Source organism: Alistipes sp. An116 (genome assembly GCF_002161005.1).
GTDB classification, from domain to species: domain Bacteria; phylum Bacteroidota; class Bacteroidia; order Bacteroidales; family Rikenellaceae; genus Alistipes; species Alistipes megaguti.
On the sequence record NZ_NFLR01000008.1, the window covers coordinates 48,191 to 64,678 of the forward strand.

The following is a 16,488-nucleotide window of genomic DNA, read 5'->3' on the forward strand; positions in this document are numbered from 1 at the left end:
ATAAATAATTTCGTATTTTTGCGCAAAATAAAGGCGCCCGATCGGCGTTTAATTCCTACCTTCCGAACACGATTTATGGCAGACAACGACTGGAAATCCCGCTTGGGGATGGTCTACTCGACCAATCCCGACTTCAAATACGAGACCGCCGCGAAGCCCGAGGCGGAGACTCTTCCGCCGCAGCGGCAGGAGCTGCGCGTATGGCTCGACCGCAAGCAGCGCGCCGGCAAGGTCGTCACGCTGGTGCGGGGCTTCGTCGGGCGCGACGAGGATCTGCAGGCTCTGGCCCGGATGCTCAAGACCCGGTGTGGCGTCGGCGGAGCGGCCAAGGAGGGCGAAATCATCATTCAGGGCGACCACCGCGACCGCATCGTCAACCTGCTCACCAGCAGCGGCTACCGTTGCAAAAAGGCCGGCAACTGAGGTGAGACGGGTGCTGTTGTTCGTGTTGCTGCTCACCGCGCTGCTTTTCGGTGTGCGGCGTGCCGAGGCCCAGTATTACACGTGGGGCTCGGATCCTCCGCTCAAGTGGTCGACGATCCGTACGCCCGACGTGCGGATGATCTATCCCGATACGGTCTCGGAGCTGGCGCGGCGCACGCTCTTCTACATCCGCGCCGTGCAGCCCGACATCGCCTACGGCTTCCGCCACGGGCCGATGCGCATTCCGTTTGTCATGCACCCCGAGAACTTCGAGTCGAACGGACTGGTGATGTACCTTCCCAAACGCGTGGAGTTCCTCACCTCGCCGGCCATCGACAGCTATTCGATGCCGTGGTACAAGCAGTTGGTGGCCCACGAGTACCGCCATGCCGTCCAGTACAACAACCTCAATCGGGGGGTGATCCGCGTGCTGAGCTACATCCTCGGGCAGCAGGGCTCGACCATCGGTCTGCTGTGCATGCCGGTATGGGCCATGGAGGGAGATGCGGTGATGTCCGAGACGATGATGTCGTCGTTCGGCCGCGGACTGCAGCCCTCCTTCTCGATGGCCTACCGGGCCATGGGCAGCGTCGGGCGCGACCACCGCAACATCGACCGCTGGTTCTGCGGCTCCTACCGCGACTACATCCCCGACCATTACGAACTGGGTTATCAGATCTGCTCCTACGCCTGGGAGCGTTACGGCGAGAATGTCTGGGACCGCGTGGCGTGGTTTGGGTCGCGCAACCCCTACATGCTGGCCACGACGCGCATCGCGCTGGAGAAGTACTACGATACGAATGTCAGCCGGCTCTTCCGCGAGACGTTCGACGAACTGGAACGCTTCTGGTCGTCGCTGCCCGAGGAGCCGGACACGGCCCGGCCGCTCGTCGAACTCCCCGAGCGCAACCATACCGAATACCAATGGCCGCTGGCGCTGGGCGATACGGCGGTGCTGGCCGTGAAGACCGATCTGGACCGCGTGTCGCGCTTCGTGACGGTGGACCTCCGCACGGGTCGGGAGCGTGAGGTGGCTGCGACGGGGCTGATCTCCACGCGCCCGACGCTGGGCAACGGCCGCGTCTGGTGGACCGAATACCGCCGCTCGGCCCTCTTCGAACAGCGGGTCAATTCGCAGCTCTGCTACATGAATCTGGCCGATGGCCGGACCCGGACGGTCGGTCCGGCCCGGCGGGCGCTCTATCCCACCTCGACTCCCGATGCGCTGGGGTGGGTCGAATATGCGCCCGAGGGCCGTTATACGGTGGTCGTGCGGCGCAACGGCGGAGAGGAGGAGCGCTTCGCGGCGCCCGACCGCACGGAGTTGCACGGACTGGCGTGGGACGACCGGACGCGGGCGTGGTATGTGCTGGTTACGGACGGCAGCGGCATGTGGATCGGACGGATCGATGCCGGGGGGCTGCACGCCGTGACCCGCGGGGCCTACATTACGCTTTCGGACCTGCGGGCCTCCGACGGACGGCTCTACTACGGCTCGATCGCCTCAGGCAAGGATGAGGCTCATTGCTACGATCTGACCGAGAGGTGCGAATACCGCCTGACGACCTCGACCTATGGTTCGTTTGACCCGGCACCGGCCGGGGACCGGCTGCTGGTGACGACCTACGACCGACGGGGATACCGCCTGGCCTCACAGCCGGCTGACAGCGTGCGGATTCCCGTCGAGGCGCGGCGCGTGCCGCTGAACCGGGTCAATCCGCCGCGCCGTCGCTGGGAGGTGCTGAATCTCGATACGGTGCGCTTCGCGATGGCCGACTCGACGCTTCAGAGTTCGGATTTCCGGGCAAAACGCTACGCCAAAGTGCCCAATCTGGTCAACGTTCACAGCTGGATGCCGCTGGCTTTCAATCCCTTCTCGCTGGTCGAGGAGCAGTCGATCGACCTGAATGCCGGTGTGACGCTGATCTCGCAGAACCTGCTCTCGAATACCGAGGCCTACGCCTCCTACGGCTGGAACCGTTCCGAAGGGTCGCTCTTCAATCTGGGCGTACGCTACTACGGACTGGGCATCCGCTTCGATCTCGACGCCTCGTACGGCGGCAACCAGCTCTTCTATTCGCTCGGACAGTACAACGCCCAAACCGGAAAGTATGAGTATCAGTCGCGTCCGGCCCCCGACAAGTACTACTCCGTGGGGTTGTCGGCCACGCTGCCCTTCTATCTGCAACGCGGTTACCATACGCGCCAGTTCTCGGTCTCGGCCCGCTGGAACTACTCGAACGGCATGGTGGCCGATCTGGGCAAGATCGAGTGGGGTGAAGGGGGCGGAATCACCAACATCCAGCATGTCGGCTTCCGCGAGGGGCTGCATCAGGTCGCCTTCGGACTGGGTTATTCGGACCAGGTGCGCATGGCTCACCGCGACTTCGCCCCCCGCTGGGGCTACACCCTCTCGACCAGCTATACGTTCAATCCGGCGGACCGCTATTTCAGCGATCTGATCCTCTTCTACGGACAGGCCTATCTGCCGGGGGTGATGCGCCACCACTCGCTTTCGGTAGCCGCGACCTACCAGACTTCGATCGGCGGTTACAAGTTCCCGGGGGGCTATGCCCCGTTGAGCTACAAGTCCACGCGCCTCATCCCGCGGGGCTTCACTTCGGCCGACATCGTCTCGAACAACTACACGGCCTGTGAGGCCAACTACCAGTTGCCGCTCTGCTATCCCGAGGGGGGTATCGGCTCGGTGATCTACTTCAAGCGCATCCGGCTCAACGTCGGCGGCGACTACGCCCGTTTCCGGACTCCGGTCGGGGGAGCGCTCGCGTGGCAGCGGATCTGGTCGGTGGGCGGCGACGTGGTTTTCGATTTCAACCTCTTCCGCCAACCCGCCTCGGGCACCTCGACCTTCACCCTCTCGTGCTACCGCCCCTCGACCGGCGGGGTGTGGATCGGCGGATCGCTCGGACTCCCATTTTAGGGAATATTTTGTATCTTTACGGCAAAATTCGGTCTTATGGAACAACGTAAGAAGTCGGGCATCAGCCCCAAAGCGATCAAATGGATCTGGGGCGTGGCCTTTGCACCTTTCGTACTGCTGGCACTGCTGCTGTTGCTGACGGCGCTCGGCCTCTTCGGCCGCCTGCCCTCGTTCGAGGAGCTGGAGAACCCCCGCAGCAATCTGGCCACGGAGATCTACTCCGAAGACGGCAAGGTCATCGGCACGTTCTTCGTGCAGAACCGCTCCTACGTGCAGTATGCCGACCTCTATCCGACGGACTCGACGCTCCATATCCGCCTCGACGGCCATGAGGTGCCGCCGATCGTCGCGGCGCTCATCTCCACGGAGGATGCCCGCTTCCGCAGCCACTCGGGCATCGACATTCCGTCGCTGGCCCGCGTGGCCTTCAAGACCGTGCTGCTGCAGAACACCTCGCAGGGCGGCGGCTCGACCATCACCCAGCAGCTGGCCAAGAACCTCTTCCCGCGCGATACGGCCCGCAACCGCGGCCGCGTGGCCCGTATGACCAAGCTCGTGACGGCGAAACTCAAGGAGTGGATCACGGCCCTCAAACTCGAATACAACTATACGAAGGAGGAGATCGCCGCCATGTACCTCAATACGGTCGAATACGGTTCGAATGCCTACGGCATCAAGTCGGCGGCCCATACGTTCTTCAACAAGGAGCCCCACGATCTCAACGTACAGGAGGCGGCCGTGTTGGTCGGCGTGGTGAACGCCCCGACGCGCTATTCGCCCGTGCGGAACCCGGACAATGCGCTGGCCCGCCGCAATTTGGTCCTCACGCGCATGGAGGAGTCCGGGGCGCTGACGCGCAAGCAACGCGACTCGATTGCGGCGCTGCCCATCGTGCTGAACTACCGCCCCATTTCGCACAACGAGGGCTCGGCGACCTATTTCCGCGAGATGCTGCGTCTGGTGATGAGTGCCGACCGCCCGAAGCGCAGCCAGTTCTACAACGAGTGGGACTACGACCAGGCGGTCAAGGAGTATGACGAGAATCCACTCTACGGCTGGTGCCACAAGAACCGCAAGGCCGACGGTACGCCCTACAACATCTACCGCGACGGCCTGAAGATCTACACGACGATCAATTCGCGGATGCAGGCCTACGCCGAACAGGCCGTGCAGAAGCAGATGGAGACGATCATCCAGCCCAAGATGGATGCGCAGTACCGCCGCACGAAGGTGTTGTTCCTCGATACGGACCGTGAGGAGCGTGAGCGGATCATGCGTCAGGCGATCCGCTATTCGGACCGTTACCGCGAGATGAAGCGGGCGGGCTTCAGCGAGCGGCAGATTACGGCGTCGTTCGACGAACCCTGCCCGATGCGGGTCTTCACCTACAAGGGCGAACGCGATACGGTGATGACGCCGCGCGACTCGATCCTCCACCACAAGCGCATCATGCGGGCGGCGATGGTGGCGATGGACCCCCGCACGGGTTATGTCAAGGCCTACGTCGGCGGTCCGAACTTCCGCTACTTCAAGTACGACATGGCCAAACAGGGCAAACGCCAGATCGGTTCGACGATCAAGCCCTTTGTCTATACCTTCGCCATCGACCATCTGGGCTTCACCCCCTGTACGATGGTTCCGAACCTGCCGACGACGATCGAGACGGCCAACGGCACGGCCTGGTCGCCGAAGGAGGCCGGCAAGGTGGTCTACGACGGCGTGCTGCATCCGTTGCGCTGGGGCCTGGCCCGCAGCCGCAACAACTACTCGGCCTGGATCATGAAGCAGGCCAAGCAGCCCGAGGCCGTCGCCGACTTCATCCACAACATGGGTATCCGCAGCTACATCGATCCGGTTCCGGCGCTCTGCCTGGGCACCTCCGAATCGAACGTCTACGAGATGGTCAGCGCCTTCTCGACCTTCGCCAACGAGGGGGTGCATACCGACCCGATCTTCGTGACGCGCATCGAGGACCGGCAGGGCAATCTGATCGCCTCGTTCATCCCGCAGTCGCAGGACGCCATCAGCGAACGCACGGCCTATACGATGCTGACGATGCTCGAAGGGGTGGTCAATGCCGGAACGGCCGGACGTCTGAAGTGGCAGTTCGGACTCACGGACATGGAGATCGGCGGCAAGACCGGTACGTCGAACAAGAACCGCGACGCCTGGTTCATGTGTGTGGCTCCGAAACTGGTGGCCGGCGCCTGGGTCGGCGGTGAGGATCAGTCGGTGCACTTCCTTTCGGGCGGTGAGGGTAGCGTGGCGGCTCTGCCGATCGTGGGCGAGTTCCTCAAGCGGGTCTACGACGACGGACACCTGGGCGTGAGCCGTACGGACCAGTTCGTGCGGCCGACGATGATGCCCCACTACGATTGTGAGGACGAGATGGATGCCGCTGGCCCCGAGCAGAGCGACGAGGAGGAGTTTTTCGGGTAGAGTCCCGGACCTCTGTCCGCCGGGCTCCGCTTCGCAGCCTTGGGGCCGGGAATCTGAGACGGCAGATGTCGTTATGCGGGGTGAAGGGCTTGGGTTCTTAAAAAATTTTACTATATTTGTCCGGACAACTTGTCCCGCTATCCGTTAAATTAGGAAACAACATGAGAATTGCCATTGTGGGCGCCAGTGGCGCCGTAGGACAGGAGTTCCTGAAAATCCTCGAAGAACGCGATCTGAAGATCGACGAATTGCTGCTGTTCGGCTCCCAGCGGAGCGCCGGACGGACCTACCGTTTCCGCGGCAAGGATCTGACGGTCCGTCTGTTGCAGCATAACGACGATTTCAAGGGGGTGGATTACGCCCTGACGTCGGCCGGTGCCGGCACCTCGCGCGAATTTGCCGATACGATCACCAAATACGGCGCCCTGATGATCGACAACTCGAGTGCCTTCCGCATGGATGCCGACGTGCCGCTGGTCGTTCCGGAGGTGAATCCCGAGGATGCGAAGTGTGCTCCGCGCCGGATCATCGCCAACCCCAACTGCACGACGATCCAGATGGTTGTGGCGTTGAACGCCATCGAGAAGCTTTCGCATATCCGCCGCGTGCACGTGGCAACCTACCAGTCGGCCAGCGGAGCCGGAGCCTCGGCCATGACCGAACTGGTCAATCAGTATGCCGAACTGGCCGCCGGCAAGGAGCCGACGGTCGAGAAGTTCGCCTTCCAGCTGGCCTACAACGTCATTCCGCATATCGACGTCTTCACCGAGAACGACTACACGAAGGAGGAGATGAAGATGTTCAACGAGACGCGCAAGATCATGCACTCCGATATCCGTGTGTCGGCCACCTGCGTACGGGTGCCGGTGATGCGGGCCCATTCGGAGAGCGTCTGGCTCGAGACCGAGCGTCCGGTTTCGGTCGAGGAGGCTCGCGCGGCATTTGCCCAGGCGCCGGGTGTGGTGCTGATGGACGATCCGGCCAACAAGGTTTACCCGATGCCGCTGTTCATCGCCGGCAAGGATCCCGTCTACGTGGGCCGCATCCGCAAGGATCTGACCGATGAAAACGGCCTGACGTTCTGGTGCGTGAGCGACCAGATCAAGAAGGGGGCGGCACTCAATGCCGTGCAGATCCTCGAGACGCTGCTCTGACGGCGGCGGGCCTGCGGCGGGAGTCCCGTCGGCGTGCGACCGACCTGAAAAACCCTGTTCCGGATTCACGGGACAGGGTTTTTTCATGGGATGGGCCGGCCGAGTCGGGGACGATTTTATTTTTCGCTCCCCCCCCCGCCTTGCCTCCCCCGGGAGGCTGCCGGATTATTTGACGGGGAGTTCCCAGTCGTCGGTGCGGAACGACGAGGCGGGAATGCCGCTGGTGTTGAAGAGCGAGGCTTCGGCATAGTTGCGGAAGGCGTAGCGTACGGCAACCGGCGTTGGAACCTCCTCGCTGGAGACGATCAGCACACCCTTGCGGCCGTCGATCCACGCCTTGGCCGGATGGAAGACCCGGTCGGCTCCGGCCACCTCGAACCCGGCGAGTTCGTCACCCAGCGGCGCCAGCGAACTCTTGCCCGTGCGGAAGGTCAGCAGGGCACGGTTGCCCTCGACGCTCATCGACTCGTAGACCGGGGCGTTGGGTTCGAATCCCCGGATGCCGTAGTCGTTGTACAGCGCCAGCCAGGCCAGCCGCTGACCGACCTGAGCCTTGCGTGCCGGATGGATGCAGGTTTTGTTGCCGATGTCGAGCGTGACGACCATGCCGCTGGCCGGAATCTCGTCGAGATTGCGCATCTGGGCCTCACGCAGCAGCGCCGAACCGCCCACCAGATCGGAAACTCCGTACTTGTAGGGTGCGATCTGCACGTAGTAGAACGGCAGGGTACCCTGGCCCCAGTTCTTGCGGAGCATCTCGACGAAGGCCGGCATCAGCCGTTGATACTGGGCCGGGCGGTTGCGGTTCTCCTCGCCCTGATACCAGAGGAATCCCTTGATCGTATAGGGGATGAGCGGGGCGATCATCGCATTGTAGAGCATCGTGGGTTGATGCGACGGGTGGTTGATCTTGTCGTTCCGGTCGAGGAACGAGAGGTCGAATTCCGGGAAGGCCTCCAGGGCAGGGCGGTCCATCCATGCCTCGACGGGGGTTCCGCCCCAGCAGGTGACGATGATTCCGACTGGAATGTCGAGCCGCTGCTCGAGGTAACGGGCAAAGTAATAGGCCGTGGCACTGGAGGCGGCGACCGCATCGGGCGTGTTCTCCAGCCAGCGGGCCGAACAGCTCTCCTGCGGCGTGCGGGCCGTGGCGCGCTGGACGGTACAGATGCGGATCGGCGTTGAGGCCTTGGCTCCGACGATCACCTCCGTGGCCCCCTCGACGGGCTGATTCCGGAAGCCGCCCATGGGCATCTCCATGTTCGACTGTCCGGAGCAGAACCACACCTCGCCGATCAGGACGTTGTTGATCTTCAGCGCTTCGCCGTCGCTCAGCTCGATGGTGTAGGGACCGCCCGCCTCGGGAGTGGGAACGGTCGTCTGCCAATGGCCCTCGCGGTCGGCCGTCGTTGTAACGGGGTGTTTGCTCCACGACGGTCGGATCGTCACCTTTTTACCCGCCGAAGCCGTTCCCCAGAAGCGGGCATCGCTCTGTTGCTGGAGTACCATGTTGTCACTGAAGAGCACCGGCAGGGTGATCTTCGCCTGCAGGGTGAAGGCCGTTCCGAGAGCGGCCAGTGTCAACAGAAGTCGTTTCATGGCGGGATTATTCGATCTTTTTGAGTTCGACGGTGAAGTGTCGCAGGATCGGGGCCTCGAAGGTGATCCGGTAGCCGGTCGTGATCTCGGCGCGGCGTTCGTAGATGTTGCGGCAGGCGGCGGCAATGACGCGGATGTGGTTGTCCGTATAGACGCGGCGCGGGATGGCCAGACGCAGCAGTTCGAGGGCCGGATAACGGTTTTCGTGCGTTTCGGGGTCGCGGTCCGCGAGGATCGAGCCGATCTCCACGCCGCGGATCCCCGCCTCGATGTAGAGCTCCACGGCCAGCGTCTGGGCAATGAACTGCTCCTTCGGGAGGTTCGGCAGTACCTTCTTGGCGTCGATGAAGATCGCGTGTCCGCCGGCCGGCCGCTGATACGGTACGCCGTACTCGTCGAGCAGGTCGCCCAGCAGTTTCACCTGGCGGATGCGGGCGTCAAGCTGCTCGAACTCCGTATTCTCGTCCAGCCCCACGGCCAGGGCATCCATGTCGCGTCCTGACATGCCGCCGTAGGTGACATACCCCTCGTACATGATGCAGAACGACATGGCGCGCGTGAAGAGCTCCTCGGAGCGCATGGCCACCAGTCCGCCCATGTTCACCATGCCGTCTTTCTTGGCCGACATGGTCATGATGTCGGCGTAGGAGTAGATCTCGCGGGTGATCTCCTTGATCGAACGGTCGGCATAGCCCTCTTCGCGGGTCTTGATGAAGTAGGCGTTCTCGGCAAAGCGCGCCGAGTCGATGAGCAAGGGCACGCCGTAGCGGCGGCATACCTCGGCCGTCTGGCGGATGTTGCGCATCGAGACGGGCTGTCCGCCGGCCGTATTGTTGGTGATGGTCAGCACCACGCACGGAACCTTCTCGCGGGGATTCTCGCGCAGGACCTTTTCGAGTTTCTCCGTGTCCATCTCACCCTTGAAGGGGAGTTCGAGCTGGGTGTCGGCTGCGGCGTCGATCGTACAGTCGACGGCGTGGCAGCGGCGGAACTCGATGTGTCCCTTCGTGGTGTCGAAGTGCGAGTTGCCGGGGACGATGTCACCCTCGTGGAGCAGCGCCGAGAAGATGACGTTTTCGGCGGCGCGTCCCTGGTGGGTCGGCAGGAAGTAGGGCATGCCGAAGAGCTTCTCGACCATGGCCCGCAGCCGGAAGTAGGAGGAGGCGCCGGCATAGCTTTCGTCGCCGGTCATCATGGCGGCCCACTGGCGGTCGGACATCGAGCCCGTGCCGGAGTCGGTCAGCAGGTCGATCGTCACCTGGTCGGCGCGCAGCTTGAAGAGGTTGTAGTGGGCCTCACGGATCCAGGTTTCGCGCTCTTCGCGGGTCGACGTGCGGATGGCCTCGGTCATCTTGATCTTGTAGGGTTCAGCATAGGGTAGTTTCATGGTGTTGGTTTGAAAGGTTATTTCTCAAAATTACGCAAAAAAATCGAGATATTGCCTCCGGAGCTTTCAATTTATACGAAAAACCGCCGTTTCCCAGGAGAACGGCGGTGTGGAACGGGCCTTGACGGCGGGCAGGATCAGAAGTAGTAGTTGAATCCGATCGTGGCGCCGAGGTTCAGACCGAGCGAGAAGCTGCGGTTCGAGAGTTTGTTGTCGCCCTCCTTGGTGATGTCGGTGCGGTAGCCCAGGTCGCCGGCATTGAACATGATGCCGATGTGGTCCGAAGGCCGGAATTCGAAGTTGAGCAAGTTGAGACCTACCTGGAACATCGAGGTGTTCTGCTCGGTGACATCCGTATCGTTGATCTCCGATTTGTTCTTTCCGAAGCCTGCGCCCACGTAGAAACGCGGAACGTAGTAGAATTTCTCACCCAGCGAGATGTAGTAGCTGACCATCGGGCGGATGATGAAGAGTCCGCTCTTGTCGAAGAGCTGGTCGCCGTTGGTGGAGTTGTTGCGGTTCGGATCCTTCGTGAAGCTGTAGCCGATGGCGCCGCCGACCGAAAGTTTGTCGATGACGAAGTAGTGGAACTGCGGTGTGATTTCGAAACTGCGCGACCCCTTCTCGGTGGCGGAGGTCGAGGCTACGGTGGCCTTCGAGCTGGAGGATTTCCAGGACAACGATCCCGAAACGAGCATGTCGCCGCCCTCCTGGGCGTACAGGGCCGAGGTCATGCCGGCCAGGGCCAGACAAAGCAGAAGTTTTTTCATGAGTGTAGTGTTTGGGTGAATAATGAATGTTTTGGAATTCTTCTCAAAGATACGATTTTTTGGGTTCGAAGAGGCAAAAACACCGATATTTTTCCAGAATCCAGATCCGGGGATGCCGGCTGACGGTTGTCGACCCGGCGGCGATTGTCGTCCGGGAAGGTCCGACGTCCGTTCGGACCCCGGCTTCGGAGCCGAAAAACCGACTTTTTAAAAAATTTTTGCCTCGGGGTTGTGTTTTCTGCGCGAAAGAGCGTATCTTCGCAACGCGAAATGCCGCTAATCCGATGGTGGAGAGAATTCAATACTTGCTGATTCTGTTGCTCTTCGTTCTGACGGGGAGTCTGGAAGGTGTATCTTTCCGGAACGAGGTCCACGACAACCAGTCGGTGCTGACCTGCTCGACCGAATCCGACGGTGCTTCCGATGCCGTTCGCAACCAGCTCTCTGCGTGGACCCACTCCTGCGAATTCCAGGCCGAATCCCCGGTTGTCATCTTCGAACACAAGTTCGTCGTGCGGCAGCGTGCCGTGCAGCGTGCCGGCGTGGAGCGCGCCTTCGGGGTGCGGATCGCCTCGGCCCGGCACTCCGACGCCGGGCCCGGCTCTGCGGTGGATGACTATGTCATTTCGCTCGGGTGCCTGCTGATTTGACCCGCCCGGCTCCGTCTTCCGCCGCCGCGGAGCACGGCCTCCGCCGATATTGGCCGCAGGACGGACCCAGTAACCGACCCCGGGAGCCCTCCTTCCGCCGGTCGCAGCAACCGTCGAATCCATAAATAAATTAATATATGTATTTCACGCTATTGGTGGTCGTCATTCTTACGGCCATTGCGCTGGTTGCAGTCGCGTTGGGCATCGCCCGCGCCATCTCGCCGCGTTCGTACAACCCCCAGAAGGGTGAGGCCTACGAATGCGGTATTCCGACGCACGGACGTTCGTGGATGCAGTTCAAGGTGGGTTACTACCTCTTTGCCATCCTCTTTCTGATGTTCGACGTCGAGACGGTCTTCCTCTTCTCGTGGGCCGTCGTCGTGCAGGATCTCGGCACCTACGGGCTGGTGAGCATCCTGTTCTTCCTGGTCGTATTGATTTTGGGCCTGGCCTATGCCTGGCGGAAAGGAGCTTTGGAATGGAAGTAGGAAAACCCCGCATCAAGTCGATGAAGTACGAAGACTTCAACGACAACGAGTACATCGAATCGATGATTCGCGAGTTGCGCGAGCACGGCACGAACGTCGTCGTGGGATGCCTGGACGAGGTGATCGAATGGGGCCGCAGCAACAGTCTCTGGCCGCTGACCTTCGCCACGAGCTGCTGCGGCATCGAGTTCATGGCCGTGGGCGCCGCGCGCTACGATTTTGCCCGCTTTGGGTTTGAAGTGGCCCGCGCCTCCCCACGTCAGGCCGACTTCATCATGGTCGCCGGTACGATCACCCACAAGATGGCCCCCGTACTGAAACGTCTCTACGACCAGATGGCCGACCCGAAGTACGTTATTGCCACGGGCGGCTGCGCCATCAGCGGCGGTCCGTTCAAGAAGTCGTACCACGTGGTCAACGGCGTGGACCAGATCCTTCCGGTGGATGTCTACATCCCGGGCTGCCCGCCGCGTCCCGAAGCGATGCTCTACGGACTGATGCAGCTGCAGCGCAAGGTCAAGGTGCAGCGCTTCTTCGGCGACGTCAACCGCCAGATCAGCCAGGAGGAGTACGAGGAGTTGATGCGCCGCGACCTGACGGCCGAAAAGAACGAACTGAATGTAGAAGATCGAGATTCGAACCATGAACAGTAATCTGAAAGATAAAATCACGGCGTGGGAGCCCGCGGCCGTGTGGTCGGAGAACGGCGACGGGATGTTTACCGTGCCGTCCGAACGGTTCCACGACCTGGCCAAGCGCCTCCATCACGAAGGCTTCGATTTCCTGCGCAGCCTCACGGGCATGGATTGGGGCGAGGAGGGCTTCGGCGTGGTCTACCACCTCGAGGCGACGTCTACGGGCGAGAATGTCGTCCTGCGGACGCTGACCGCCAACCGCGAAAATCCGGTGCTTCCCTCGGTGTGCGACCTCTGGAAGGCGGCCGAACTCAACGAGCGTGAGGCCTTCGACTACTTCGGCATCCGCTTCCTGAACCACCCCGACATGCGCCGCCTCTTCCTGCGCGACGACTGGGTGGGCTACCCCCTGCGCAAGGACTACGATCCGTCGCTCAACCCGCTGCGCATGAGCAACGAGGTCTCGAAGGACAGCACCGCCTCCTACGAGCTGATGCCCGACGGCAGCGTCATCCGCCAGCGCAACGTCCTCTTCGACGAAGGGGAGTACGTCATCAACATCGGCCCCCAGCACCCCGCCACCCACGGCGTGCTGCGCTTCCGCGTCTCGCTCGAGGGCGAGATCATCCGCAAGCTCGACGCCCACTGCGGCTACATCCACCGCGGCATCGAGAAGATGTGCGAGGAGCTGACCTACCCGCAGACGCTGGCCCTGACGGACCGTCTCGATTACCTCGGGGCTTCGCAGAACCGCCATGCGCTGTGCATGTGCATCGAGAAGGGGCTGGGCGTCGAGGTGACCGACCGCGTGAAGTATATCCGGACGATCATGGACGAGCTGCAGCGCATCGATTCGCACTTGCTCTTCTTCTCGTGCCTCTGCATGGACATGGGTGCCCTGACGGCCTTCTTCTACGGCTTCCGCGACCGCGAAAAGGTCCTCGACATCCTCGAGCAGACCACCGGCGGCCGTCTGATCCAGACCTACAATACGATCGGCGGCGTACAGGCCGACATCCATCCGGAGTTCGTGCGCAAGACCAAGGAGTTCATCGCCTACATGCGTCCGAAACTGCGCGAGTACCACGAGGTCTTCACGGGCAACGTCATCGCCCAGGAGCGTCTGAAGGGTACGGGTGTGCTGACGCGCCGCGATGCCATCTCGTTCGGCGCCACGGGCGGTACGGGACGTGCCTCGGGCTGGGCCTGCGACGTGCGCAAGCGCCACCCCTATGCCGCCTACGACAAGGTGCAGTTCAACGAGGTGCTCTTCACCGAGGGTGACTGCTTCGCCCGCTACATGGTCCGCATGCGCGAGATCGAAGAGAGCATGAACATCATCGAGCAGCTGATCGACAACATCCCCGAGGGCGACTACCAGCTGAAGATGAAGCCCGTGATCCGCATCCCCGAGGGCAGCTACTACGCCGCCGTCGAGGGGAGCCGCGGCGAGTTCGGCGTCTTCATCGAGAGCCGCGGCGACAAGTACCCCTACCGCATGAAGTTCCGCTCGACGGGCCTTCCGCTGGTGGCCTGCCTGGACACCATCTCGCGCGGGGTGAAGATCGCCGACCTGATCGCCATCGGCGGAACGCTGGACTATGTGGTCCCCGATATTGACCGTTAAACGCAAAACCCGAAGATATGTTTGATTTCAGCATAATTACAAGCTGGGTTCACGGACTGCTGACGTCGTGGATGCCCGAGGGCCTGGCGATCTTCCTCGAATGCGTGATCGTCGGCGTCTGCCTGCTGCTGATGTATGCCGTGATCGCCATCGTGATGATCTTCATGGAGCGCAAGGTCTGCGCGGCGTTCCAGTGCCGTCTGGGCCCGATGCGCGTGGGGCCGTGGGGCACGGTGCAGGTCTTCTGCGACGTGCTGAAGATGTTGACCAAGGAGATCATCACCATCCGCCATTCGGACCGTTTCCTCTACAACCTGGCCCCCTATATCGTCATTCTGGCTTCGGTGCTGGCCTTCGCCTGCCTGCCCGTGGCGCGGGGGCTGGAGATCCTCGACTTCAACGTCGGCGTCTTCTTCCTGATGGCCGCCTCGTCGATCGGCGTGGTGGGCATCCTGCTGGCCGGCTGGAGCTCGAACAACAAGTACTCGCTCATCGGCGCCATGCGCAGCGGCGCGCAGATGATCTCCTACGAGCTGTCGATCGGTCTGTCGATCCTCACGATCGTCGTGCTGACCGATACGATGCAGTTCTCCGAGATCGTCGAGCGGCAGGCCGACGGCTGGTTCCTCTTCAAGGGCCACATCCCGGCGCTGATCGCCTTCGTCATCTACCTGATCGCCGGCAACGCCGAGGTCAACCGCGGTCCGTTCGACCTTCCGGAGGCCGAGTCGGAGCTCACGGCCGGTTACCACACCGAGTATTCGGGCATGCACTTCGGACTGTTCTACGTGGCCGAGTTCGTCAACCTGTTCATCATCTCGGGTGTGGCGGCCACGATCTTCCTCGGCGGGTGGATGCCGCTGCACATCCCCGGCTGGGAGGGCTTCAACACCGCCATGGACTACATTCCGGGCTTCGTGTGGTTCTTTGCCAAGGCCTTCTTCGTGGTGTGGCTGCTGATGTGGATCAAGTGGACGTTCCCGCGTCTGCGCATCGACCAGATCCTGACCCTCGAGTGGAAATACCTCGTGCCGATCGGACTGGTGAACCTGCTGCTGATGGTCATTGTCGTCGTATTCAAACTGCATTTCTGATTATGAGCTATATCAAAGGACTTTTCCACGGCCTGGGAACCCTTCTCACGGGCATGAAGGTCACCTTGCGGGAGTTCTTCACGCCGAAGGTCACCGAACAGTACCCTGAGAACCGGGCCACGCTGAAGATGTTCGACCGCTACTGCGGCGAACTGACCATGCCGCACGACGCCGAGGGCCACAACAAGTGCATCGCCTGCGGGCTGTGCCAGACCAACTGCCCCAACGGCACGATCCGTCTGACGACCGAAATGGTCACCGACCCCGAAACGGGCAAGAAGAAGAAACGCCTGGTGCGCTACGAGTACGACCTGGGGTCGTGCATGTTCTGCCACCTGTGCGTGAACGGCTGCCCGACGGGCGCCATCCGCTTCACCACGAAGTTCGAACATGCGGTCTTCACCCGTGAAAAACTCGTCAAACAACTCAATCGTTAAGCCATGGAGATAACTCTCGAACTGATCGTTTTCATCATTCTGGCGATATTCATCTGTGTGAACGCCATCCTGGCCGTGACGACCAAGCGTATTCTGCGGGCTGCGACCTACCTGCTCTTCGTACTCTTCGGCACGGCGGGCATCTACTTCCAGCTCAACTACTCGTTCCTGGGCGCCGTTCAGCTGCTCATCTATGCCGGCGGTATCACGGTGCTCTACGTCTTCTCGATCCTGCTGACGTCGAGCGAGGGCGACAAGGCCCCCGAACTGAAGGGTTACAAGTTCGTCGCGGGTCTGATCGCCACGGTACTGAGCCTGGGCGTCTGCCTGTGGGTGTTGCTTCGCCACGACTTCCTGCCGCAGCACTTCGAACACGGCGAACTCAACGTGCGGACCATCGGTCATGCGCTGATGAGTGCCGACAAATACGGTTACGTCCTGCCCTTCGAGGTCATCAGTGTACTGCTGCTGGCCTGCATCGTCGGCGGTATCATGATCGCCCGCAAACGTTAAAAAAAGTACGGCTATGATCAAAATGGAATATTATCTCGTCGTCTCCACGATCCTGATGTTCGTGGGATTCTACGGCTTCGTCACGCGCCGCAACCTGCTGGCGATGCTGATCTCCGTGGAGCTGATCCTCAATTCGGTGGATATCAACTTCGTGGTGTTCAACCGTTTCCTCTTCCCGGAGCAGCTGGAGGGATTCTTCTTCACGCTCTTTGCCATCGGCGTGAGCGCCGCGGAGACCGCCGTGGCCATCGCCATCATCATCAACATCTACCGCAACATCCGCAACATCGAGGTCAAGAACCTGCGGGAGATGAAGTGGTAAACCCCGTGC

The 16,488-nt window shown here is 61.6% G+C and carries 15 protein-coding genes; 12 read left to right on the plus strand and 3 right to left on the minus strand.

Annotated features, from left to right (window positions below; genetic code table 11):
• Positions 1 to 75: 75 nt before the first annotated feature.
• The 4 genes from B5E60_RS07100 (at position 76) to B5E60_RS07115 (ending at position 6,957) form a co-directional block, all read left to right on the plus strand.
• Complete coding sequence (locus B5E60_RS07100) at positions 76 to 423, plus strand: translation initiation factor (RefSeq protein WP_087310734.1); 348 nt, start codon at positions 76 to 78, stop codon at positions 421 to 423.
• 1 nt (position 424) lies between these two features.
• Positions 425 to 3,364: a hypothetical protein gene (locus tag B5E60_RS07105; RefSeq protein ID WP_087310736.1), complete on the plus strand. Its 2,940-nt coding sequence runs from the start codon at positions 425 to 427 to the stop codon at positions 3,362 to 3,364.
• A gap of 36 nt (positions 3,365 to 3,400) precedes the next feature.
• Entirely contained in the window at positions 3,401 to 5,803 is a 2,403-nt protein-coding gene (locus tag B5E60_RS07110; RefSeq protein WP_087310738.1) for a transglycosylase domain-containing protein, read from the plus strand.
• A 161-nt stretch (positions 5,804 to 5,964) separates the two neighbouring features.
• Positions 5,965 to 6,957: an aspartate-semialdehyde dehydrogenase gene (locus B5E60_RS07115; RefSeq protein ID WP_087310739.1), complete on the plus strand. Its 993-nt coding sequence runs from the start codon at positions 5,965 to 5,967 to the stop codon at positions 6,955 to 6,957.
• A gap of 165 nt (positions 6,958 to 7,122) precedes the next feature.
• Here the strand turns inward: B5E60_RS07115 and B5E60_RS07120 are convergent, their stop codons facing one another.
• The 3 genes from B5E60_RS07120 to B5E60_RS07130 form a co-directional block, all read right to left on the minus strand.
• Entirely contained in the window at positions 7,123 to 8,556 is a 1,434-nt protein-coding gene (locus tag B5E60_RS07120; protein WP_087310741.1) for a sialate O-acetylesterase, read from the minus strand.
• A gap of 7 nt (positions 8,557 to 8,563) precedes the next feature.
• On the minus strand, positions 8,564 to 9,943 hold the full coding sequence (locus B5E60_RS07125; protein WP_087310743.1) for a tryptophanase: 1,380 nt from the start codon (positions 9,941 to 9,943) through the stop codon (positions 8,564 to 8,566).
• Between the two features lie 137 nt (positions 9,944 to 10,080).
• Entirely contained in the window at positions 10,081 to 10,713 is a 633-nt protein-coding gene (locus B5E60_RS07130; protein WP_087310745.1) for an outer membrane beta-barrel protein, read from the minus strand.
• Positions 10,714 to 10,997: 284 nt separating this feature from the next.
• Here B5E60_RS07130 and B5E60_RS07135 point away from each other — a divergent pair, with 284 nt between their 5' ends.
• The 8 genes from B5E60_RS07135 (at position 10,998) to nuoK (ending at position 16,479) form a co-directional block, all read left to right on the plus strand.
• The gene (locus tag B5E60_RS07135) at positions 10,998 to 11,363 is read left to right on the plus strand and encodes a hypothetical protein (protein ID WP_087310747.1); all 366 of its coding nucleotides are present in this window, start codon (positions 10,998 to 11,000) and stop codon (positions 11,361 to 11,363) included.
• A 137-nt stretch (positions 11,364 to 11,500) separates the two neighbouring features.
• Positions 11,501 to 11,851, plus strand: a complete 351-nt coding sequence (locus tag B5E60_RS07140) for an NADH-quinone oxidoreductase subunit A (RefSeq protein WP_087310749.1) — start codon at positions 11,501 to 11,503, stop codon at positions 11,849 to 11,851.
• Positions 11,842 to 12,504: an NADH-quinone oxidoreductase subunit B gene (locus tag B5E60_RS07145; RefSeq protein ID WP_087310751.1), complete on the plus strand. Its 663-nt coding sequence runs from the start codon at positions 11,842 to 11,844 to the stop codon at positions 12,502 to 12,504. The genes B5E60_RS07140 and B5E60_RS07145 overlap by 10 nt, the downstream gene beginning before the upstream one ends.
• Before the next feature lie 61 nt (positions 12,505 to 12,565).
• A complete protein-coding gene (locus B5E60_RS07150; RefSeq protein ID WP_204246452.1) occupies positions 12,566 to 14,113 on the plus strand; it encodes an NADH-quinone oxidoreductase subunit D-related protein in 1,548 nt (515 codons plus the stop codon).
• 17 nt (positions 14,114 to 14,130) lie between these two features.
• Positions 14,131 to 15,207, plus strand: coding sequence for an NADH-quinone oxidoreductase subunit NuoH (nuoH, locus tag B5E60_RS07155; RefSeq protein WP_087310755.1), 1,077 nt, complete (start codon positions 14,131 to 14,133; stop codon positions 15,205 to 15,207).
• Positions 15,208 to 15,209: 2 nt separating this feature from the next.
• Positions 15,210 to 15,644: a 4Fe-4S binding protein gene (locus B5E60_RS07160; RefSeq protein ID WP_204246450.1), complete on the plus strand. Its 435-nt coding sequence runs from the start codon at positions 15,210 to 15,212 to the stop codon at positions 15,642 to 15,644.
• Positions 15,645 to 15,647: 3 nt separating this feature from the next.
• Positions 15,648 to 16,157, plus strand: coding sequence for an NADH-quinone oxidoreductase subunit J family protein (locus B5E60_RS07165; RefSeq protein WP_087310757.1), 510 nt, complete (start codon positions 15,648 to 15,650; stop codon positions 16,155 to 16,157).
• A gap of 13 nt (positions 16,158 to 16,170) precedes the next feature.
• Entirely contained in the window at positions 16,171 to 16,479 is a 309-nt protein-coding gene (gene nuoK / locus B5E60_RS07170) for an NADH-quinone oxidoreductase subunit NuoK (protein ID WP_087310759.1), read from the plus strand.
• Positions 16,480 to 16,488: the final 9 nt, after the last annotated feature.

Bases quoted from the DNA above. Each gene is read 5' to 3' on its own strand.
- B5E60_RS07100 (WP_087310734.1), top strand. From the start codon at position 76: ATGGCAGACAACGACTGGAAATCCCGCTTGGGGATGGTCTACTCGACC.
- B5E60_RS07110 (WP_087310738.1), top strand. From the start codon at position 3,401: ATGGAACAACGTAAGAAGTCGGGCATCAGCCCCAAAGCGATCAAATGG.
- B5E60_RS07115 (WP_087310739.1), top strand. From the start codon at position 5,965: ATGAGAATTGCCATTGTGGGCGCCAGTGGCGCCGTAGGACAGGAGTTC.
- B5E60_RS07120 (WP_087310741.1), bottom strand. From the start codon at position 8,556: ATGAAACGACTTCTGTTGACACTGGCCGCTCTCGGAACGGCCTTCACC.
- B5E60_RS07125 (WP_087310743.1), bottom strand. From the start codon at position 9,943: ATGAAACTACCCTATGCTGAACCCTACAAGATCAAGATGACCGAGGCC.
- B5E60_RS07130 (WP_087310745.1), bottom strand. From the start codon at position 10,713: ATGAAAAAACTTCTGCTTTGTCTGGCCCTGGCCGGCATGACCTCGGCC.
- B5E60_RS07135 (WP_087310747.1), top strand. From the start codon at position 10,998: ATGGTGGAGAGAATTCAATACTTGCTGATTCTGTTGCTCTTCGTTCTG.
- B5E60_RS07140 (WP_087310749.1), top strand. From the start codon at position 11,501: ATGTATTTCACGCTATTGGTGGTCGTCATTCTTACGGCCATTGCGCTG.
- B5E60_RS07145 (WP_087310751.1), top strand. From the start codon at position 11,842: ATGGAAGTAGGAAAACCCCGCATCAAGTCGATGAAGTACGAAGACTTC.
- B5E60_RS07150 (WP_204246452.1), top strand. From the start codon at position 12,566: ATGTTTACCGTGCCGTCCGAACGGTTCCACGACCTGGCCAAGCGCCTC.
- nuoH (WP_087310755.1), top strand. From the start codon at position 14,131: ATGTTTGATTTCAGCATAATTACAAGCTGGGTTCACGGACTGCTGACG.
- B5E60_RS07160 (WP_204246450.1), top strand. From the start codon at position 15,210: ATGAGCTATATCAAAGGACTTTTCCACGGCCTGGGAACCCTTCTCACG.
- B5E60_RS07165 (WP_087310757.1), top strand. From the start codon at position 15,648: ATGGAGATAACTCTCGAACTGATCGTTTTCATCATTCTGGCGATATTC.
- nuoK (WP_087310759.1), top strand. From the start codon at position 16,171: ATGATCAAAATGGAATATTATCTCGTCGTCTCCACGATCCTGATGTTC.